The organism is Serratia sp. CY38905 (genome assembly GCF_052168875.1).
Classification (GTDB): Bacteria; Pseudomonadota; Gammaproteobacteria; order Enterobacterales; family Enterobacteriaceae; genus Serratia; species Serratia sarumanii.
Window position 1 is genome coordinate 15488 of record NZ_JBJNLV010000011.1, and the last position, 20508, is coordinate 35995.

General features: G+C 61.6%; 19 protein-coding genes. 3 read left to right on the forward strand and 16 right to left on the reverse strand.

Features of this window, described 5'->3' with window-relative positions; genetic code table 11:
- Positions 1-32 precede the first annotated feature (32 nt).
- The 7 genes from ubiB to udp form a co-directional block, all read right to left on the reverse strand.
- Positions 33-1664 carry a ubiquinone biosynthesis regulatory protein kinase UbiB gene (gene ubiB, locus ACJ8MK_RS19900; protein ID WP_033655130.1) on the reverse strand — a complete coding sequence of 544 codons (1632 nt, stop codon included), beginning with the start codon at positions 1662-1664 and terminating at the stop codon, positions 33-35.
- The gene (gene ubiJ, locus ACJ8MK_RS19905; RefSeq protein ID WP_033636702.1) at positions 1661-2269 is read right to left on the reverse strand and encodes a ubiquinone biosynthesis protein UbiJ; all 609 of its coding nucleotides are present in this window, start codon (positions 2267-2269) and stop codon (positions 1661-1663) included. The genes ubiB and ubiJ overlap by 4 nt, the downstream gene beginning before the upstream one ends.
- Positions 2270-2282: 13 nt before the next feature.
- Positions 2283-3038 (reverse strand): bifunctional demethylmenaquinone methyltransferase/2-methoxy-6-polyprenyl-1,4-benzoquinol methylase UbiE, encoded by a 756-nt coding sequence (gene ubiE, locus ACJ8MK_RS19910; protein ID WP_025304918.1) that lies wholly within the window; start codon positions 3036-3038, stop codon positions 2283-2285.
- Positions 3039-3116: 78 nt separating this feature from the next.
- A complete protein-coding gene (gene rmuC, locus ACJ8MK_RS19915; protein ID WP_033636701.1) occupies positions 3117-4664 on the reverse strand; it encodes a DNA recombination protein RmuC in 1548 nt (515 codons plus the stop codon).
- A 140-nt stretch (positions 4665-4804) separates the two neighbouring features.
- Positions 4805-5335 carry a DedA family protein gene (locus ACJ8MK_RS19920; protein WP_033649669.1) on the reverse strand — a complete coding sequence of 177 codons (531 nt, stop codon included), beginning with the start codon at positions 5333-5335 and terminating at the stop codon, positions 4805-4807.
- A 79-nt stretch (positions 5336-5414) separates the two neighbouring features.
- Positions 5415-6197 (reverse strand): tyrosine-protein phosphatase, encoded by a 783-nt coding sequence (locus ACJ8MK_RS19925; RefSeq protein ID WP_033636699.1) that lies wholly within the window; start codon positions 6195-6197, stop codon positions 5415-5417.
- Positions 6198-6327: 130 nt separating this feature from the next.
- Complete coding sequence (gene udp, locus ACJ8MK_RS19930) at positions 6328-7089, reverse strand: uridine phosphorylase (protein WP_004934432.1); 762 nt, start codon at positions 7087-7089, stop codon at positions 6328-6330.
- A gap of 489 nt (positions 7090-7578) precedes the next feature.
- On the opposite strand from udp, the gene ACJ8MK_RS19935 reads away from it, so the two are divergent.
- Positions 7579-8406 carry a dienelactone hydrolase family protein gene (locus ACJ8MK_RS19935; RefSeq protein WP_033636697.1) on the forward strand — a complete coding sequence of 276 codons (828 nt, stop codon included), beginning with the start codon at positions 7579-7581 and terminating at the stop codon, positions 8404-8406.
- A gap of 84 nt (positions 8407-8490) precedes the next feature.
- Here ACJ8MK_RS19935 and metE read toward each other — a convergent pair whose 3' ends face one another.
- Complete coding sequence (gene metE / locus ACJ8MK_RS19940) at positions 8491-10779, reverse strand: 5-methyltetrahydropteroyltriglutamate--homocysteine S-methyltransferase (RefSeq protein ID WP_080353490.1); 2289 nt, start codon at positions 10777-10779, stop codon at positions 8491-8493.
- A 90-nt stretch (positions 10780-10869) separates the two neighbouring features.
- On the opposite strand from metE, the gene metR reads away from it, so the two are divergent.
- Positions 10870-11814: an HTH-type transcriptional regulator MetR gene (gene metR / locus ACJ8MK_RS19945; RefSeq protein WP_033649667.1), complete on the forward strand. Its 945-nt coding sequence runs from the start codon at positions 10870-10872 to the stop codon at positions 11812-11814.
- A 22-nt stretch (positions 11815-11836) separates the two neighbouring features.
- Here metR and ACJ8MK_RS19950 read toward each other — a convergent pair whose 3' ends face one another.
- Positions 11837-12697, reverse strand: coding sequence for a carboxylate/amino acid/amine transporter (locus ACJ8MK_RS19950; RefSeq protein ID WP_033649666.1), 861 nt, complete (start codon positions 12695-12697; stop codon positions 11837-11839).
- A 151-nt stretch (positions 12698-12848) separates the two neighbouring features.
- On the opposite strand from ACJ8MK_RS19950, the gene ACJ8MK_RS19955 reads away from it, so the two are divergent.
- Positions 12849-13178: a hypothetical protein gene (locus tag ACJ8MK_RS19955; protein ID WP_033649665.1), complete on the forward strand. Its 330-nt coding sequence runs from the start codon at positions 12849-12851 to the stop codon at positions 13176-13178.
- On the opposite strand, the gene ACJ8MK_RS19960 is transcribed toward ACJ8MK_RS19955, so the two are convergent.
- From ACJ8MK_RS19960 to ACJ8MK_RS19990, 7 genes are all read right to left on the reverse strand, one after another.
- On the reverse strand, positions 13159-14115 hold the full coding sequence (locus tag ACJ8MK_RS19960) for an AEC family transporter (protein ID WP_047569768.1): 957 nt from the start codon (positions 14113-14115) through the stop codon (positions 13159-13161). The two genes, ACJ8MK_RS19955 and ACJ8MK_RS19960, sit on opposite strands and share 20 nt — an antisense overlap.
- Positions 14116-14175: 60 nt before the next feature.
- Complete coding sequence (ugpQ, locus tag ACJ8MK_RS19965; protein WP_442518001.1) at positions 14176-14913, reverse strand: glycerophosphodiester phosphodiesterase; 738 nt, start codon at positions 14911-14913, stop codon at positions 14176-14178.
- Positions 14913-15983, reverse strand: coding sequence for a sn-glycerol-3-phosphate import ATP-binding protein UgpC (locus ACJ8MK_RS19970; RefSeq protein WP_033649662.1), 1071 nt, complete (start codon positions 15981-15983; stop codon positions 14913-14915). The genes ugpQ and ACJ8MK_RS19970 overlap by 1 nt, the downstream gene beginning before the upstream one ends.
- Positions 15984-15988: 5 nt before the next feature.
- Complete coding sequence (gene ugpE / locus ACJ8MK_RS19975) at positions 15989-16834, reverse strand: sn-glycerol-3-phosphate ABC transporter permease UgpE (RefSeq protein ID WP_442518002.1); 846 nt, start codon at positions 16832-16834, stop codon at positions 15989-15991.
- Complete coding sequence (ugpA, locus tag ACJ8MK_RS19980) at positions 16831-17718, reverse strand: sn-glycerol-3-phosphate ABC transporter permease UgpA (RefSeq protein WP_015376293.1); 888 nt, start codon at positions 17716-17718, stop codon at positions 16831-16833. The genes ugpE and ugpA overlap by 4 nt, the downstream gene beginning before the upstream one ends.
- A gap of 78 nt (positions 17719-17796) precedes the next feature.
- Positions 17797-19116 carry a sn-glycerol-3-phosphate ABC transporter substrate-binding protein UgpB gene (ugpB, locus tag ACJ8MK_RS19985; RefSeq protein ID WP_442518003.1) on the reverse strand — a complete coding sequence of 440 codons (1320 nt, stop codon included), beginning with the start codon at positions 19114-19116 and terminating at the stop codon, positions 17797-17799.
- Positions 19117-19304: 188 nt separating this feature from the next.
- Positions 19305-20492 (reverse strand): aminotransferase-like domain-containing protein, encoded by a 1188-nt coding sequence (locus ACJ8MK_RS19990; protein ID WP_442518004.1) that lies wholly within the window; start codon positions 20490-20492, stop codon positions 19305-19307.
- Positions 20493-20508 lie beyond the last annotated feature (16 nt).

Consider the following 20508-nt stretch of genomic DNA (forward strand, 5'->3'; position numbering starts at 1 on the left):
TAGGCCTGGCCTTACCAGAGTAACGAATTAAATCAGGTGGTTCGCTTCCAGCCAATCACCCAGCATACGATGCCGGCGGCCATCATCCAGGCGGGAAACACCTCGATTTGCCCCAGCAGCAACAGCGTACCGCTTACTAACAGTGTAGCGCCAACGCCGAACAAATAACGTGACTGCCCCTGACGAACCCGCTGAGCCTGCATTTGGTTGGTCAGCTTATCAACGCTTTGTTGCAACAGTTTATGCTGCTGCAGGCTGTCGTAAAACAGCTCGGGCAGTTCGGGCAGCTTCTCCGCCCAGAACGGCGCTTTCTCTTTCAGCGCGCGCACCACGGCAGGAATGCCGACCTGATCGCGCAGCCAGCTCTCGAGGAACGGCTTGGCGGTAGTCCACAGATCCAGCTGCGGGTAGAGCTGGCGCCCCAGCCCTTCAACATACAGCAAGGTCTTCTGCAATAACACCAGCTGCGGCTGCACTTCCATATTGAAGCGGCGCGCAGTGTTGAACAGGTTCAGCAGCACGTTGCCGAAGGAAATTTCCGCCAGCGGCTTCTCGAAAATCGGCTCGCACACGGTGCGAATGGCGAATTCGAAGTCTTCCACGTTGGTGTCGCGCGGCACCCAACCGGAGTCGACGTGCAGTTCCGCCACCTTGCGGTAATCGCGGTTGAAGAAGGCGATGAAGTTTTCCGCCAGATAGCGCTTGTCATCCTTGTTCAGCGAGCCGACGATGCCGCAGTCGATGCCGATATAGCAAGGATCTTCAGGATGTTCGTAGCTGACGAAAATATTACCGGGATGCATGTCCGCATGGAAGAAGCTGTCGCGGAATACCTGGGTAAAGAACACCTGGACGCCGCGTTCCGCCAACAGTTTCATGTTGGTGCCCTGCCGTTCAAGCGTGGCGATGTCCGAGACCGGAATGCCGTAGATGCGTTCCATCACCAATACGCTTTCACGGCAGTAGTCGGAATAAACTTCCGGTACGTACAGCATTGGGCTGCCGTCGAAATTGCGGCGCAGCTGAATGGCGTTGGCCGCTTCGCGTAGCAGGTTCAATTCGTCCAGCAGGGTTTTCTCGTACTCGCGCACCACTTCACGCGGGCGCAGACGGCGGCCGTCCGGCAACAGCTTCGGCACCCAGCCGGCCAACCGGTACATCAGCCGCACGTCGGCCTTGATGATCGGCCCGATATCCGGCCGGATCACCTTCAGCACCACTTCCTGGCCGGTGGTTTTCAACCGCGCGGTATGCACCTGCGCGATCGAGGCAGAGGCCAACGGCTGCTGATCGAAATCGTCGAACCAGGTTTCCAGTGGGCCACCCATCGCCAGCTCGATATGTTTACGCGCCAGCGCGCCGTCGAAAGGCGCCACCCGATCCTGCAGCAACGTCAGCTGATCGGCAATGTGCGGCGGAAACAGATCGCGACGGGTCGACATCATCTGGCCGAACTTGATCCATACCGGCCCCAGCTCCTGCAGCGCCAGCCGCAGACGTTCGCCCAGCGGCTTGTCCTTGTGCCGATTCGGCATCCAGAACAGCAGACGGCGGCCAAAGCGCAGCGGCAGCGTCAAACGCATTTTAGGGATCAGTTCGTCCAGCCCATAGCTGAGAAAAACGCGGACGATAAAATACAAACGGCGCAGTTCGCCTGGGGTCATCGCTTGCCCTCCAACTTGTCCATGCGGGCAAACAGCGCTTCCGCGCTGCGGGCGAGAGCATCAACTTCTTCGTTGAACCACACCACTTCCAGTGGCCCCGGCGCCAGGCGCCACTCTTCCGTCAACGTCTCCGCCATGTCCTGCTGCCGGCGCATAAAGCCGGCTTTCAGCAGCGAGGCGCCTTTTCCCAGCGCCTGCGTAATGCCCTGGGCGGCGATATCGCCGATGTAAGGCGCCAGCCACTCCGCCGGATCCCACTCCGCCAGATCGAGCAGGCCAACCAGCTGTTGCACCACCTGAATATCGCCTTCCACCGTCAATTCGCCGCTGCGCATCAGCACCGGCAACTGCTGGCGATCGCGCAGCTTCAGTAAGACGGGAATGCGGCTGCGCACCGTGCAATCGGCGCTGTCTTCGGACTGCCCAAGCACGTCTACGCGCAGTTCGCTGAACACCAGCACCAGCGGTGAAGCCAGCTCTTCCAATTCGATGCGCAGCACCTTGCCCGCCAGGCGTTGGCGAGCGGCTTTCATGCTGCGATCGCGAAACAGCAGGTTATTCAGCGAGGTTTCCAGCGCAGCGGTCAGCAGAGGGGTAAACAGCATCGGCATCTCCCTCTCAGAACTTGAAGCCGCGATGCAGGGCGACAATCCCACCGGTCAGGTTGAAATAGGTGACGTTTTCAAAACCGGCGTTGCCCATCATGCCCTTCAGGGTTTCCTGATCGGGGTGCATGCGGATCGATTCCGCCAGGTAGCGGTAGCTGTCCGGATCTTTCACCACCAGCTCGCCGATCTTCGGCAGCACGTGGAAGGAGTAGGCATCGTAAGCCTTGCTCAGCGGCGCCAGCAGCGGCTTGGAGAACTCCAGCACCAGCAGGCGGCCGCCCGGCTTGAGCACGCGGAACATCGAGCGCAGCGCTTTGTCTTTGTCGGTGACATTGCGCAGGCCGAAGGAGATGGTGATGCAATCGAAGTAGTTGTCCGGGAACGGCAGCGCTTCGGCGTTGGCCTGCACGTAATTGATGTTGCCGACGATGCCGCGATCGCGCAGTTTCTCGCGCCCCATCTTCAGCATCGAATCGTTGATGTCCGCCAGCACCACCTGCCCCTGCTCGCCGACCATGCGGGAGAACTTGGCGGCCAGGTCGCCGGTACCGCCGGCCAGATCCAGCACGCGCTGCCCGCGGCGCACGCCGCTGCAGTCAATGGTGAAACGCTTCCAGATACGGTGGATGCCGAACGACATCAGGTCGTTCATCACGTCATACTTTGCCGCTACCGAATGAAAAACGTCCGCCACCATGGCCTGTTTTTCGTCTCTAGCGACGGTGCGAAAACCGAAATCGGTGGTTTCCTGCGGTTGATCTGCCATTGTCCTGCCTGCTATTCAGTCAATTTTGTGTGGATGAGTGTACCAGAAGCTCGGAGAATACCCCACCTCGCCACGGCCTCAGCCGTGCGAAACGAAGCCCGGTTCCCCTGCGGTATCGTCATCGTCTTTCGTCTGCGGCAGCGCGGCAACATCGTCGTCGTTCGCCTCTTCCGCTTCATCGTGTTGCGCGCCGGCTTGCTGCGCCAGCAGCGGGTTTATCGGCCGTTTGACCTCAACCCCCAGCGCGCGGAAACCTTCAATTTGGCCGATAAGATTACCACGGCCTTCGCTCAGTTTGTTCATCGCCTGACGATAACTGCCCTGCGCCTTGTCCAGGCTCTGCCCCAGCGCGGACATATCGTCCACGAACAGCCGCATCTTGTCATACAGTTTCGCCGCGCGATCGGCGATGCGCTGCGCGTTCTGGCTTTGATGCTCATAGCGCCACAGGTTGGTGATGGTGCGCAGCGCCACCAGCAACGTGGTCGGGCTGACCAGCATGATGTTGTGCTTGAGCGCTTCGCTGATCAGCTCCGGTTCGCGATCGATAGCCAGCAGGAAGGCGGGCTCGACCGGAATGAACATCAGCACATAGTCCAACGAGCGCAGCCCCGGCAGCTGCTGATAGTCCTTGCGGCCCAGCATGCGAATGTGGCCGCGCAGCGAGGCGATATGTTCGCTCAGCGCCGCTTCGCGCTCCACCTCGTCTTCACCGTTGAAATAGCGCTCGTAGGCGATCAGCGACATCTTGGCGTCGATCACCACGTCCTTGCCCTGCGGCAGGCGCACGATCACATCGGGCTGCATGCGGCTCTGGTGATCCACCCGCACGTTGACCTGCGTTTCATACTCGTGCCCTTCGCGCAGGCCGGAGGCCTCCAGCACCCGGCTCAGCACCACCTCGCCCCAGTTGCCCTGCGTCTTGTTGTCGCCTTTGAGCGCCTTGGTGAGGTTGATGGCTTCGCGCGCCATCTGCGCGTTCAACTGCTGCAGATTGCGTATCTCGTGCGTCAGCGTGTGGCGCTCCCGCGCCTCCTGGCCAAAACTGTCCTGCACCTGCCGGCGGAACCCGTCCAGCTGTTCACGCAGCGGCAACAGCAACCGATCCAAACTTTGCTTATTTTGCTCGTCCACCTTGCGGCCGCTGTGTTCAAAAATGCGGTTGGCGAGGTTTTCAAACTGGGTGGTGAGGCGCTGTTCGCTGTTGATAAGCAGGCGCTGCTTCTCTTCCGCCGCCATGCGCGTCTCTTCCAGACGGATGGTGACTTCGCGCAGCTCGGCCTCCTGCGCGCTGTTGACCTCGCGCTGGGCGCGCAGCTCCTGATTAAGCAGTTCACATTCGTTGCGCCAATGGTTGAGCTGTTGCAGCTTTTCATGCCCGGCCGCCAACTGGCTGTGCAGGTTGCGTAGCTCCAGCTCGCTCTGCCGCAGCTGCTGCTCGTGGCGCTGCAGAGCCTCTTGCCGCGCCGCCGTTTCCTGCTGCGCCTGCTGCAACGCTTGCTCCAGCAACCGCAGTTCGGTTTCATGTTGCGCATTCGTCTGCTGCACCCGCAGACTGGCGATCAGCCACCCCAACAGCATGCCGATCGCTACGCCGCCAATCCCATAAATCAGACTGGTATCCACCCTGCCTCCTGTTGCACCTTGCCGTTCCGGCGTTTCGCACGCCCATTGCCCGTCACGTTAAGGGGAGGCTGTATGGATGTCCAGCCTGATTTTGCCCGCCGAGCACAATATTGCGCGGCGCTGCGCAATTTAGCGAGAAATCAGCCCAGCCACTGGCTGAGCCACTTGATGCCGAATGCCCCCGGCGCCAGAATGCCGAACGCCCAGATCATCGCCGACGTGACGTTGGCTAACTGGAAATAACGCTGCGGCATGCCGCAAATGCCGCCCACCAGCGGCACCACGGCGCGCAGCGGGCCGAAGAAGCGGCCGATGAAAATGCCCAGCACGCCCCAGCGTTCAAAGAATGCGTGGCCGCGCACCAGCAGCTGCGGATTGCGCGACAGCGGCCACATATGGGCCACGCGATCCTGATAGTGATAGCCGATCCAGTAAGAGAGCCAGTCGCCGAAAAACGCCCCGACGGCGGCGGCGGCCCAAATCGGCCAAAAGGCGATGCCGCTTTCGCCGATCAGCGCGCCCAGCGCCAGCAGGATCACCGTGGCCGGCAGCAGCAGCGACAAAAACGCCAGCGACTCGCCGAACGCCAGGAAGAAGATGATGGGAATGGCCCAGCCTTCGTGCTGACGCACGACGTCGCTGACCCAGTTGATAACGTCATTGAGGCTCAATGCGGGGCTCCTGATACGCGATAATTCGCCGCCTAGGATAGGCCGGGGCGAGTTAAACCCCGGCTAAACGCTCGGCGATTTACTCGAGGTAGAACGCCTGCAGCGCTTCGCGCTGGGCTGCGCCCAGGCCGTATTCCGCTTCCAGCCAGCGATCGGTGGAACCGTATTGCTGACGGATGCAGCCCAGCGCCGTCATCAGGAACTCCTCGCGCGCGCTGAGCACGTAGGCGAATTGCTCCAGCGCCGCTGCATTCAGCTTGATAGACAGCTGATCCAGCATCTGCTCGCGGAAAGTGGCCAGCGTGGTTTCGGTCAGCAGATAGTCTTCCAGCACCGTCGCTTCGTCGGCCCCCAGCGCGAACAGCACCAGTGCCGAACCGACCCCGGTGCGATCCTTGCCGACCGCGCAGTGCTGCACGATGGCGCCGCCGCCAGGATTGCTCAACAGCTGCGCCAGCCGCTGATAGGCCGCATTGCCGAACGGCAGGCGGCGATACAGCTCCAGCATGAACGCGCGGGCGTCGAAGGCGGCCAGCGTCTCGTTGGTGAGCTTCTCCAGGTTGGCGTTGACTTCGCTGCTCAGCGGGTTGGCCGGCACGTGGTGATAGTCGGCGCCACTCCACAGAATATCCGGCTTGGCCTGCACCTCGTCGGCATCACGGTAGTCCAGCACCGAGCGCACCGGCACGCCGGCGAGAAAGGCGCAGTCGTTTTCCGTCAGCCGCTCGAGGGAACCGGAGCGGAACAGCAGGCCGCGCTTGATGCGGCGCCCGTCGGCCACACCGTTGCCGCCGAAGTCGCGGAAATTGATGCCGCCGTCGAGCGGCGCGAGCGAAGGATGAAGCAGGATCTGGGCGGTCATAAACGTCCTCGTTGTTTTTGTTATGACAACGCGCGGCGGCCATCGGCGCAGCGCTGAGGAGTATCACCGTAACAGATTCGCCGCGAATGGAAAAACGGGCCGCGTCGGCGGCCCGTTGGGGGAAAGGCGATTACAGCAGGCGGCGGGCGGCGTCCACCACGATCTGCACCGCTTTGCTTTCGGTGTTTTTCATGGTCTCGGCGTTCGGGATCTCTTGCTGGGTGCGGTTGACGATCACCCCGGCCACCATGCCGGCACGCAGGCCCTGGCTGGCGCACATGGTCAGCAGCGTGGCGGATTCCATTTCATAGTTCATCACGCCCATCGCCTGCCACTCTTCCATCGAGCCTTTGAAGCGGCTGACCACGCGGCCGGAGTAAGTGTCGTAACGCTCCTGGCCCGGATAGAAGGTATCGGAGGAGGCGGTCACGCCGATGTGCGTGGTGGCGCCGCTGGCCTTGGCCGCTTCCACCAGCGCGGTGGTGCAGGCGAAGTCCGCGACCGCCGGGAACTCCATCGGCGCGAAGTGCAGGCTGGCGCCGTCGAGGCGTACCGCCGCCGTGGTGACCAGCACGTCACCGACGTTGATGTTTGCCTGAATGGCGCCGGTGGTGCCGATGCGCAGGAAGGTGCGAATGCCCAGCTGCGCCAGCTCTTCCACCGCGATAGAGGTAGACGGGCCGCCGATACCGGTAGAGCAGACGATCACCGCCTTGCCGTCCAGCTCCGCGCGCCAGGTAGTGAATTCACGATGGGAGGCCAGATGCACCGGATTTTCCATCAGCTTGGCAATCTTCTCTACGCGCTGCGGATCGCCCGGCACGATGGCAAGCTGAGCCCCTTGTAAATCGTTCTTGGTGAGGCCGAGATGAAAAACGTCAGACTGAGACATACGAGACTCCTCATGGATCATGTTTATTGGGAGGAACAAAAAAGTACTCTACTGAAAATCGCCGCTTAATTTCGTGACGACAATCACTATGAAAAGAGAAACAAATTACATGCTACATATTTTTTGTGATTTTTATCACAAAAAAAAGAACTATGACGCATCCAGAACGCGCCGCTAAACCTCAGTCTAGCCGACAAACTCGGCTGCTCCTCGCCCGTTGGTTGCCGGCTGAAACTATTTAGCTCATCAATCCGAAATAACCCCAACTTATCGGTTGCTTAGGGACAAAAAAGCCCTCTAACGCACCTTATGGCACTTACGCGGGGCAAAACGCGTAATAACATGATAAAAAGCGCTTAAAAATGCCGCAAAGCCAGATAATTAGCCGTTTTTTATCGACTTGTCCGAAAGTGCGCCATGCAGCGCCAATAATGGGTAATCTTTCCTATAGTTAATCTCAGCGCTTTTTTCTATTGCACGGAGACCGCAATGAAAACCGAACATGTGATGACATTAGAACAGGCTCAGGGGGGATTCGCCCCGGCCGCCGCGCCATTGGCCGCCTCCGCGATTATCACCGACGAACAGGGCATTCACGCCGGGCAAACGACCATCCCTTCCCAAGGCGATGCGCTGCCGGCCTACGTCGCCAAACCCGCCGACCAGAGCGGCCCTTTCCCCATCGTGCTGGTGGTGCAGGAAATCTTCGGCGTTCATGAACATATTCAGGATCTGTGCCGCCGCCTGGCCAAGCAGGGCTATCTGGCGATCGCGCCCGAGCTCTATTTCCGCCAGGGCGACGCCAACGACTACGCCGATATCGGCGAGCTGTTCCAGCAGTTGGTCACCAAGGTGCCGGATCGTCAGGTGCTGTCGGATCTGGATCACGCCGCGCACTGGGCTATCCGCCACGGCGGCGACGCCGGCAAGCTGGCGATCACCGGTTTCTGCTGGGGTGGCCGCATCACCTGGCTGTACGCGGCGCACAACCCGCAGTTGAAGGCGGCGGTCGCCTGGTACGGCAAACTGGTCGGCGAGAAAACGCTGAATTCACCGAAGCAGCCGGTCGACGTCGCCACCCACCTGTCGGCGCCGGTGCTGGGGCTGTATGGCGGGCAGGACAGCGGCATCCCGCTGGAGACGGTGGAAACCATGCGTCAGGCGATCCGCGCCGCCAACGCCGAGGCCGAAATCGTGGTGTATCCCGAGGTCGGGCATGCATTCAACGCCGATTATCGTCCCAGCTACAACGCCGAAGCGGCGGAGGACGGCTGGCAGCGCATGCTGGCGTGGTTTGCCCAGCACGGCGTCAAATAATTTCCCTCGCATAAAAAAGGGCGCCGAAGCGCCCAATCATCACACCAGTAAATCTATAAGCGGCGGTTTATCCGCCGCACGGCATCACGCTTGCTCGCGCAGGCGCTGTGCCGCCAATACCATGTTGGCCAGCGACTGCCGGGTTTCCGGCCAGCCGCGGGTTTTCAGGCCGCAATCCGGGTTAACCCACAGGCGTTCCGCCGGGATGTTCTGCGCCGCTTTACGCAGCAGCGCTTCAATCCATTCCACGCTCGGCACGTTCGGCGAGTGGATATCGTAGACGCCCGGCCCGATTTCGTTCGGGTATTCGAACTCTTTGAAGGCTTCCAGCAGATCCATATCGGAACGCGAGGTCTCGATGGTGATCACGTCGGCGTCCAGCGCGGCGATGGAGTCCATGATGTCGTTGAACTCGCAGTAACACATGTGGGTGTGGATCTGGGTGTCGTCCCGCGCCACGGCGGCGTTCAGTTTGAAGGCGTCCACCGCCCAGTTCAGGTACGCCGCCCAGTCGGATTGGCGCAGCGGCAGCCCTTCGCGCAGCGCGGGTTCGTCGATCTGGATGATGCCGATGCCGGCTTTTTCCAGATCTTCCACCTCATCGCGCAGCGCCAGCGCAATCTGCTTGGCAATCACTTCGCGGGTCACGTCTTCACGCGGGAACGACCAGCACAGGATGGTCACCGGCCCGGTCAACATGCCTTTCACCGGCTTGTCGGTCAGCGACTGGGCGAATTTGGCCCATTCGACGGTGATGGCTTCCGGGCGGCTGACGTCACCGATGATGACCGGCGGCTTCACGCAGCGGGAGCCGTAGCTCTGCACCCAGCCATTCTGGGTAAACACGAAGCCGTCGAGGTTCTCGCCGAAATATTCCACCATGTCATTGCGCTCAGCTTCACCGTGCACCAGCACGTCCAGCCCGAGGCGCTCCTGCTCGACGATCGCCTGTTTGATGTGCTCACCGATGCTGGTGCGGTAGTTGTTGCCGTCCAAACGGCCCTGTTTGAAGTCCAGACGCAGGCCGCGGATCTCGGTGGTCTGCGGGAACGAACCGATGGTGGTGGTCGGCCAGGCCGGCAGGTTGAAACGTTCGCGCTGCGCCCTGGCGCGTTCGGCGTAAGCGCTGTGGCGTTCGCTGTCCTGCGCGGTGATCGCCGCCAGGCGGCGCTCGACCTGTGGGTTGTGCACGCGGCTCGACTGACGGCGGGCGCGGATCGGCGCGCTGTAGGCGTCCAGTTCGGCCCGTTTCGTCGCGTCAGGCGCGTTCAGCGCCGAGCTCAACAGCGCCAGCTCGGCGCATTTTTGCAGCGCGAAGGCGAACCAGCTTTTCACTTCTTCGTCCAGACGGCTTTCCACGCTCAGATCGATCGGGCTGTGCAGCAGTGAACAGGAGCTGCCGATCCACAGCGGGCGGCTGCCCACCAGCGGCTGCAGACGTTCGAACCAGCGGCTCAGATCGGCGCGCCAGACGTTGCGCCCGTTGATTACCCCCAGCGACAGCAGCCAGTCTTGCGGCAATGCGGCGCTCAGCGCGGCGATATCGTCATGGCCGGCGACCAGATCGACATGCAGCCCCTGCACCGGCAGCGTGCGGACGGTATCGAGGTTATGGCCGACGCTGTCGAAATACGTGGTCAGCAGCAGCTTCACCTGCCCCTGCAGCGCGTCGTAAGCCGGTTTGAACGCATCCAGCCAGGCTTGCGGCAGTTCCAGCACCAGCGCAGGCTCATCAATTTGCACCCACTCGACGCCGCGTTTCGCCAGCTCGGCCAGCACCTGTTGGTAAACCGGCAGGATGTCTTTCAGCAGCGACAGGCGGTCGAACGGCTCGCCCTTCACCTTACCCAGCCACAGATAGGTCACCGGGCCCAGCAGCACCGGCTTGATGCGATGGCCGAGCGCCAGCGCTTCGTCCACTTCGTCCAGCAACTGAGTCCAGCCCAGCTTGAACTGCTGGCCTTGCTGGAATTCGGGCACCATGTAGTGATAGTTGGTGTTGAACCATTTGGTCATTTCCGCCGCGGCCGCCGGCTCGCCGGTCGGTGCGCGGCCACGGCCGATGCGAAACAGCGTGTCCAGATCGATCGTGCCATCCGCATTCTGATGGCGCGCCGGCACGTTGCCCAGCAGCAGGCTGGTGGTCAACACATGATCGTACCAGGCGAAATCGCCGACCGGCACCAAATCCACCCCGGCCTGCTGTTGCTGTTGCCAATGACGAGCGCGCAGCTCGCGGCCAACCGCCAACAGCTCTTCCTGCGTTGAGTTGCCGGCCCAGTAGCTTTCCTGAGCTTTTTTCAGCTCACGTCGTAGCCCAACGCGAGGAAAACCCAGTGTGTGATTCAAAATTGCCATCGTCATATTCCCCATTTAGCCGTCCAGATGTTTACACATCCATAATCAGCAGGTACTGTATTAACCACAAGCGCAATTTATTCACTGTCAATGTGAAGGACTCTCATGATCGAACTGAAACATTTACGGACGCTGCAGGCCCTGCGCAACAGCGGTTCGTTGGCGGGGGCGGCGGCCCAACTTCATCAGACGCAGTCTGCCCTGTCGCACCAGTTCAGCGATCTTGAGCAACGTCTGGGCTTCAAGCTGTTCGTACGCAAGAGCCAGCCGCTGCGCTTCACCGCCCAGGGCGAGATCCTGCTGCAGCTGGCAGAACAGGTGCTGCCGCAGATCCAACAGGCGCTGCAGGCCTGCCACGAGCCGCATCAGACCACGCTGCGCATCGCCATCGAATGCCACAGCTGCATTCAGTGGCTGACGCCGGCGCTGGACAACTTCCGCCGGCGTTTCCCGCAGGTGGTGATGGACTTTACTTCCGGCGTGACTTTCGATCCGCAGCCGGCCTTGCAACAGGGCGAGCTGGATCTGGTCATGACGTCGGATATTCTGCCGCGCAGCGGCCTGCACTATTCACCGATGTTTGATTTCGAGGTACGCCTGGTGCTGGCGCCGGATCATCCGCTGGCCGGCAAGCCGCACATCGAGCCGGAAGACTTGAGTGACGAAACGCTGTTGATTTACCCGGTGCAGCGCCAGCGGCTGGATATCTGGCGGCATTTTCTGCAGCCGGCGGGCGTTAGCCCGGCGTTGAAGAACGTCGATAACACGCTGCTGCTGATCCAGATGGTATCGGCGCGGATGGGGATTGCGGCGCTGCCGCACTGGGTGGTGGAAAGTTTCGAACAGCAGGGGCTGATAGTGACCAAAACCCTGGGTGACGGCCTGTGGAGCCGCTTGTACGCCGCCGTGCGCGACGGCGAACAGCGCCAGGCGGTGACCGAAGCCTTTATCCGCTCGGCCCGCCAGCACGCCTGCGATCATCTGCCGTTTGTGCGCGACGCGGCACGCCCTGGCGCCGCCGGCGCCAAAGCGTTGACGGCCGACGTATAAACGTGCCGGGTGGCCCGCCCGCTTAGCCGAGCCGTTTCGGCGCCACCCAGCGCCGGTGCACCCACAGCGAAGCGACGATCACCGCCCCGCCAATGATAAAGCTCGGCCAATGCGGCTGCTGTTGCCAGATGGCCAGGTTGACCAACAAACCGGCCGGCACATGCATGTTGTTCATGATGCCGAGCGTGCCGGCATCCACCTGCGTCGCACCATAGTTCCACATAAAGTAGCCCAGCCCCGATGCCACCACGCCCAGCCAGATCAACACGCCCCACTGCAGATTGGTGGTCGGCAGCTGCTGCGGATTGCCCCACAGGAACCAGGCCACCACCGCCACCACCGCCGCCCCCAGGTAGAACCAGGAAAATGCGGTGTGCTGCGGCAAGGGGTGCACCTCCATCAGGCGCTTATAGCCGACCATGCCGATGGCGAAGCTGATATTCGCCGCCTGCACCAACAGCAGCCCCCACCAAAAGTGTTCGCTCAGCTGGTGATAGCGGATAATCGCCGCGCCCAGCACCGCCAGCAACGCGCTGAAGACATAGCCCCAACGCAGGCGTCGGCCGCTCAGCAAATCGTAGATCAAGGTGATGTACAGCGGCGTCAGCACGGTGAACAGCAGGAATTCGGGCACCGTCAGGTAGAGATAGGCGCGGAAGCTGAACAGGTACATGATGCCCAGTTGGAAAGCGCCCACCAGCATATACAGCAGGATCACCCTGGGCTTGATATTGCGCCAGCGCAGAAACGGCAGGAACACCAACGCCGCCAGCCCGATGCGCACCAGCGCCGAGAACCCGCTGTCGACCTGGCCCGCCAGGTACTCGCCAATCAGGCTGAAAGAAAACGCCCACAGGATGGTGGTTATAACCAAAAGCAGCACGATGGGTTCACCCTAAAAAGACCGAAAGGGCGATTGTAACGGAAGATGCGCGCCGCGTTGGCGAAAAGGCGGTTTACATCTGAACAAAAGACAAACTACCGGCAAAATTTCACCGTTGGGTTAGGCTTAATAAAAAGGCGAGGTAACCATCATGAAAACTTCTCACATCCTGTTTGTTCTGCTGTGGCTGCCCGGCCTGGCTGCGGCGGCCAACGGCGTAACCGACCTGCGCTCACAGCAGCAGTTGCTCAACCAAAACAGCCAACAGGCTCAGCAACAGCGCCTGTTGAACAATCGGCAGATGGATCAACGCCGCCTGCAGCAGCAACGGCAGTTCGACAATCAACGGCAGCAGCTGTTGCAAACCACGCCGAACGGCGGGCAGCTGCTGCCCAACGGCAACCAGCCGCGCGATCCGTTCAATCGCACCGCGCCGGCGGTGCCGCAGGCGCCGATGCCGGCTACGCCCGCACGCCCATAACGGTGAGGATCAGCGGCGTAGTGATCGCCGCCAGCACGGTGGACATCACCAGGCTGGTGGCGGCCGGGCCGGTGAGCGTATTGAACTGGCGCGACATCAGGTAGACGTTCACCCCCACCGCCATCGAGCCCAGCAGCACCACAACGCGGGTTTCCATCGGCGGCAGATCCATCATCCAGGCCAGCAGCCAAATCACTAATGGCTGCACCAGCAGTTTCAGCACGCAGATGGCGCTGCTCAGCCGCCAGCCTTCGCCGATGCGGTACTCCGCCAGCCCCATGCCAAGCACCACCAGCGACAGCGGCGCTGCCACCTGGCCGAGCATGCTGATCGGCCGATCGACGAAGGCCGGCAGCGGCAGGCCGGTCAGGCTGAACAGGGTGCCGGACAGAATGCCGACGATCAGCGGATTGGTCAGCACGCTGCGCGCGGTTTTGGCGAAGCCGCTCAGCGTCGGCGAGCCGTTGCGCGCCCATTCGATCGACACCGTCACCAGCGTCCACAGGATCAGGCCGTTGAACACCAGTACCAGCGCCACCGACGGGATCGCCGCCTCCCCCAGCATTACGCCGGCGATCGGCAAGCCGAGCATCACGTTATTGGAGAAAATGCCGCCCAGCGCAAACACCGATCCGGCGACGCCATCCAGCCGAAAGAGGTGCCGGGCGACGAGACGGCCGAGCACGAACACGATCAGGCAACTACCGAAAAACGCGATCAGCAGCCGGGCATCGACCGCCGGGCGCTGCGAGAAGTCGCACATCATGCGAAACAGCATGGCGGGCAAGGCGAGGGAAAACACGAAGCGCGTCAGGCCATCGGTGATGCCGGCAGGCCATTTCCCCCAGCGAATCAGCCCATAACCCAACGCGATCAGCACAAACAGCGGTAAAGACAGCACGATCTGGTGCCACAGTGACATCATAAAGCCAGGCATCGCATTCCTTCCGGTGGTGCGGCGGCAAGGCTTGTCGTCGCGGGATTCATCGGCGCCGGATTAAAAATCCGGGCCGATCAAATCTATCCGGTCGGTGCAAATACAGTCAACGCCCCAGTCGAGCAGCAGGCGCGCGCGATCCGGTTGGTTGACGGTATACACCAGAATGCGCAGCCCGGCGTCTTTCAACGCTTTTACCCGCTCGGCGGTCAGCGCTTTGTGATCGATATGCAGCGAGACGCAATCCAGGCGTTCGATCAGCTCGCGCCAGTTGTCGTCCCAGTCCTCCAGCAGCAGGCCGCGCGGCAAATCCGGCACGGTGCGCTGCGCCGCCGCCAGCGCGTCCACCGAGAAGGAAGAAAGCAGCGGATCGGTCTGCCCTTGCCACAGCAGCCGCGCCGCCAGCGCCACCACCCGGCCGGTTTCATCGTCGCTGCCGGTGGTCGGCTTGATCTCGATATTGGCCATCAGGCCGTGTTCCTGGCAGCGTTCCGCCACCTCCGACAGCAGCGGCAGCCGCTCGCCCTTAAAGGCCGAGCTGTACCAGTTGCCGGCGTCCAGCTGCACCAGTTTGTCCCACGGCAGCTCGCCCGCCACGCCCCAGCCGTTGCTGGTGCGATCCAGCGTGTCGTCGTGCAGCAGGAAAATTTGCCCGTCCTGCGCCAGCTTGGCGTCGAACTCGATCATCTTGTGGCCGTGGCGCGCGCCGACGTCAATCGCCGCCAGGGTGTTTTCCGGCGCCAGAGAACCGCCGCCGCGGTGGGCGACGATATGAGGGTAAGGCCAATGTCTGGTCATCAATCCATCCGTAATCCGCTGTCGGTGTCAAAGAAGTGCAGCGCCTGAGCAGGCAGCTGCAAATATAGCGTACTGCCCGCCGCCGGCAAGGTTTCATGCGATAGCCGCACGATCACCCCGTGGCCGCCCCACTGGCCGTGCGCCAGATTATCGGCCCCCAGCAGCTCCAGCGTCTGCAGCTGCAGCGGCACGCCCTGGCCTTGCGCCACCAACTGAATATGCTCCGGCCGAATGCCCAACGTCAACGGCCGCCCCGCCCACTGCGGTTTGGCCACCGGCAACGGCAGCGCCATGCCGTCCGCCAGCAGCAGCTGGCCGCCGTCGGCGCTCAGGGTGCCTGGCAGCAGGTTCATCGCCGGCGATCCGATAAAGCCGGCGACGAACAGCGAAGCCGGCCGTTGGTACACTTCGCTCGGGGTGCCGATCTGCTCCGCCACGCCCTTGTTCATCACGATGACCCGCTGCGCCAACGTCATCGCCTCCACCTGATCGTGGGTCACGTACAGGCTGGTGGTTTTCAGACGACGATGCAGCTGTTGCAGCTCCAGGCGCATCTGCACCCGTAGCTTGGCGTCCAGGTTGGACAGCGGCTCATCGAACAGGAATACCGCCGGTTCGCGCACGATGGCGCGCCCCATCGCCACGCGCTGGCGCTGGCCGCCGGAAAGCTCGCGCGGTTTGCGTTTGAGCAGCGGCTCCAGCTCCAGGATCCGTGCCGCTTCTTCCACCCGCTGGCGGATATGATCCTTGCCGAAACCGCGGATCTTGAGGCCGTAGGCCATGTTGTCGTACACGCTCATGTGCGGATAGAGCGCGTAGTTCTGGAACACCATCGCGATGCCGCGATCCTTGGGCTCCAGATCGGTCACGCGCCGGGTATCGATATAGATATCGCCGCTGGTGGTGCGTTCCAGCCCGGCCACCATCCGCAGCAGCGTGGATTTGCCGCAGCCGGACGGACCGACCATCACGATGAATTCGCCGTCCGCCACGTCGAGGTCGATCTGTTTGATCACCGGCGTTTTACCGTCGTAAGACTTGGTGACCGCCTGTAGTTTTAATCCTGCCATCGTCGTTATTTCTCGCTATCAACCAGACCGCGCACAAACCAGCGCTGCATCAGAAGCACCACCGACAGCGGTGGCAATAAAGTCAGAATCATCGCCGCCATCACCTGGTTCCACTGGGTCGGCGCGCCGGAGGTGGAGATCATGCTCTTGATGCCCGCCACCGCGGTGCCCATCGAGGCGTCGCTGGTGATCAGGATCGGCCACAGGTATTGGTTCCAGCCGTAGATAAAGGTGATGACGAACAGCGCCGCCAGATTGGTTTTCGACAGCGGCAGCACGATGTCCCAAAAGAAACGCATCGGCCCGGCGCCGTCGATGCGCGCCGCCTCCAGCAGCTCATCCGGCAGCGTCATGAAGAACTGGCGCAGCAGGAAGGTCGCGGTGGCCGAGGCCATCAGCGGCAGCGTCAGGCCGGTGTAGCTGTCCAGCAGGTTGAGGTTGGAGATCACCTCCACCGTCGGGAAGATACGCACCTCCACCGGCAGCATCAGGGTGAGGAAAATCAGCCAGAAGAACAGGCTGCGCAGCGGGAAGCGGAAGTACACGATGGCGTAAGCCGACAGCACCGACACCGCGATCTTGCCGAAGGTGATCGCCAGCGCCATGATCACGCTGTTCAGCAGCAGCAGCGAGAACGGCACCTTGAGGTTGCCCACGCCGCCCTGCCAGATATTGCGGATGTTTTCCCACAGGTGGCCGCCGGGCACCAGCGTCATCGGCACCTGAAACACCTGCTTGTCGTCCAGCGTGGCGGCGACAAAGGCCACGTACAGCGGGAACAGCACCACCAGCACGCCGATAATCAGCATCACATGGCTGAAGATATCCAGCCCGCGTCGATTCTCAATCATTGATAGCGCACCTTACGTTCAACGAAGCGGAACTGGATCACCGTCAGGCCGATCACCAGCAGCATCAGGATCACCGACTGCGCGGCAGAGCTGGAGAGATCCAATCCGGCGAAGCCTTCGCGGTAGATCTTGTAGATCAACGTGGTGGTGGACTGCACCGGCCCGCCGCCGGTGGCGGCGTCGATCACCGGGAAGGTATCGAAGAAGGCGTACACCAGATTGACCACCAGCAGGAAGAAGCTCACCGGCGCGATCAGCGGCAGCACCAGATGGAAGAAACGCCGCACCGGGCCGGCGCCGTCGATGGCCGCCGCCTCCACCAGCGAGCGCGGGATCGACTGCAGCGCCGCGAGGAAAAACAGGAAGTTATAGCTTATCTGCTGCCATACCGAGGCCAGCACCACCAGGAACATCGCCTGGCCGCTGTTTTGCGCATGGTTCCAGTTATAGCCCAGCCCGTTGAGGAAATGGGTGATCAACCCCAGGCCGGGGTTGAACAGAAAGATCCACAGCACCGCCGCCACCGCCGGCGCCACCGCATAGGGCAGGATCATCAGCGTGCGATAGAGCCGGCTGCCGCGCAGCACGTAGTCCACCAGCGCGGCGAAGAACAGCGAAACCGCCAGCCCGATGCCCGCCACCAGGAAGCTGAAGATCAGCGTGGTGTAGAACGAGTCGAGGTAGTAAGGATCCTGAAACAGCTGCTTAAAGTTATCCAGCCCAACAAACTGGCTGGACAGGCCGAACGGATCGAGGCTCTGCACCGAATACCACAGCGCCTCGCCGGCGGGCCATAAAAAGAAGACGGCGGTAATCAGCAGCTGCGGCAGCACCAACGCATAGGGCAACCAGCTGCAGCCGAAACCGGGACGGGAAGATGACATAGCAGTTAAACCATTAATCGGGTACGGAAGGATCGGCGTGAAGACGCGAGCCCGATCGGACGGGCCCGCGACGCAGGGTTACTTGGTCGATGCTTCGAAACGGCGCAGCAGCACGTCACCGCGCTGCACGGCGGCGTCCAACGCCTGCTGAGGCGTTTTCTTGCCGGTCCATACGCCTTCCAGCTCCTCATCCACCACGCTGCGGATCTGCGGCATGTTGCCGAGGCGCAGGCCCTTGGTGAACGGCAACGGCGGCTTGTTCAGCATCTGGCGAGTGGCGACGTCGGCGCCCGGGTTCTTGTCGTAGAAGCCCTGCTGCTTGGTCAGATCGTAAGCCGCGGTGGTGATCGGCAGATAACCGGTCTTCTGGTGCCATTCGGCGGCGATTTCTGGCTGCGCCAGGTACTGCAGGAACTCGGCCACGCCCTTGTAGGTGGCGGCGTCTTTGCCGTTCATCACCCACAGGCTGGCCCCGCCGATGATGGCGTTCTGCGGCGCGTTTTTCGCGTCGACGTCGTACGGCATCATGCCGACGCCGTAGTTGAATTTGGCGTAGTGCTTGATGTCCGCCAGCGAACCGGATGACGCGGTGGTGATGGCGCAGTCGCCGTTATAAAACTTCTCGGTGGATTCGTCTTTGCGGCCGAAGTAGGTGAAATCACCCTTCTTGTTCATCGCTTCGAGCAGCGCGATATGCTTGACCTGCAGCGGCTTGTTGAACTCCAGCTTGGCGTTGGTGCCGCCGAAACCGTTGTTTTCGCTGGCGAACGGCACGCCGTGCCAGGCGCTGAAGTTCTCCAGCTGGATCCAGCCCTGCCAACCGCTGGCGTAGCCGCACTTCATGCCGGCCTCACGCAGTTTGGCGGTATCCGCCGCCAGCTCCTGCCAAGTTTTCGGCGGCTGATCCGGGTTCAGGCCGGCCTTCTTGAAGGCGTCTTTATTGTAGTACAGCACCGGCGTGGAGCTGTTGAACGGCTGCGACAGCAGATGGCCGCTCTTGTTGTCGGTGTAATAGCCGGCTACCGTCGGCACGAACACCGACTCGTCGAAGTTGATGCCGGCCTCTTTAAACACTTCGTAGACCGGTTTGATGGCCTTGCTGGCCATCATGGTGGCGGTGCCCACCTCGTAAACCTGCAGGATCGCCGGCGCCTTGCCGGAGCGGTAAGCGGCGATGCCCGCCGCCAGGCTCTGTTCGTAGTTGCCTTTGTAAACCGGCACAATCTTGACGTCGCTGTGCGACTGGTTGAAGCGATCCGCCAGGGAGTCCACTTCCTTACCCAGTTCGCCTTCCATCGAATGCCAGAACGGGATCTCGGTCGCCGCCAGCGCCTGAGTGCTGACCGCCAGGGTCAATGCGACGCACAGCGTGGTTTTGCGAATAGCGTAGGTGAGCATGCCTAACTCCTGAAAAAAGCTGGTGTAAAAGCGCGTGAGCGAAAAGAATCAGTTTTTTGTTCGGAAGCTAACATGCCATGCGCGGATGACAGAAAAATAACTAAAAAGTGACAGCCATGTGACAGGAGAGTGAAGTGAAGATGGCAGTTTGATGTCGGCGGCGGGCATACGCTCCGCCGCCGCGGGGATTACAGCGAACGGCGCAGGCGCGCCACCGCTTCCTGCATTTGTTGCTCGGTGGCGGTGGCGAACGACAGGCGGAAGGTCGAACGATCCGGGTTGTCGGAGAAGAAGTATTCCCCCGGCACGAACACCACGCCCTGCTGCATCGTGGTATTCAGCCATTCGGTGGCGTTGAACGGCTGGCGGAAACGCGCCCACAGGAACATGCCGCCCTTCGGCTTATCGAAGGTGATGTAGTCGCCCAGCTCCTGCTCCACCAATCCGGCCAGGATCTCGCCCTTCTGTTTGTAGGCGGCGCGGATCTTGTCGATCTGCGCCGGCAGTCGATCCAGGCCGAGGTAGCATTCGACGATGCTCTGCGACAGCGCGCTGGCGTGCAGATCCGCCGCCTGCTTGATGATCGCCACTTTATGCAGCAGGAACGGCGACAGGATCGCCCAGCCCAACCGCAGACCCGGCGCCAGGATCTTGGAGAAGGTCGAGGTATAAATGATGTGGTCGGTGTTGCCCAGCACCCGCTGCGACACCTGATGCAGCGTCGGGTGACGCTCTTCGGTGAAACGCAGCTCGCCGTACGGATCGTCTTCGATGATCAGGAAGTTATGTTCAGCGGCCAGTTTCACCAGCAGTTCGCGGCGCGCGGCGCTCAGGGTGATGCCGCTGGGGTTGCCGAAGTTCGGCACCACGTACACGCCCTTGATGCGCTGGGTTTTCAGCAGCTCGGCCAGCTCTTCCACCACCATACCGTCGCTGTCTGACGAGACCGACATGATGTTGGCTTCCGCCAGCTCCAGCGTTTGCAGCGCCGCCAGGTAGGTCGGGCGCTCCACCACGAACACGTCGCCGGGGTTGACGATGGCGCGCATCACCAAATCCAATGCCTGCTGCGAGCCGGCGGTGACCATCACCTCTTCCGCACCAGCGGTGACGCCGCGCTCGGCGCACAGCGCGCAAATGCGCTCACGCAGCAGCGGGCTGCCCTCGGTCAGGCCATACTGGAACGCGCTTTTCGGCTGTTCGGTGATCGCCTGCTGGGTGGCGATGCTCAATCCTTCGAAATCGAACAGCGCATCAGAGGGGATGCCGCCCGCCAGCGAAATGACGTGTTCCATCTTGCTGTGTTTAAGCAATTCACGGATGGCCGAACTTTTTACGTTAACGATGCGCTGCGCGAGTAACCCTTCTGTCTTCATTTCTTCTTCTCGTACC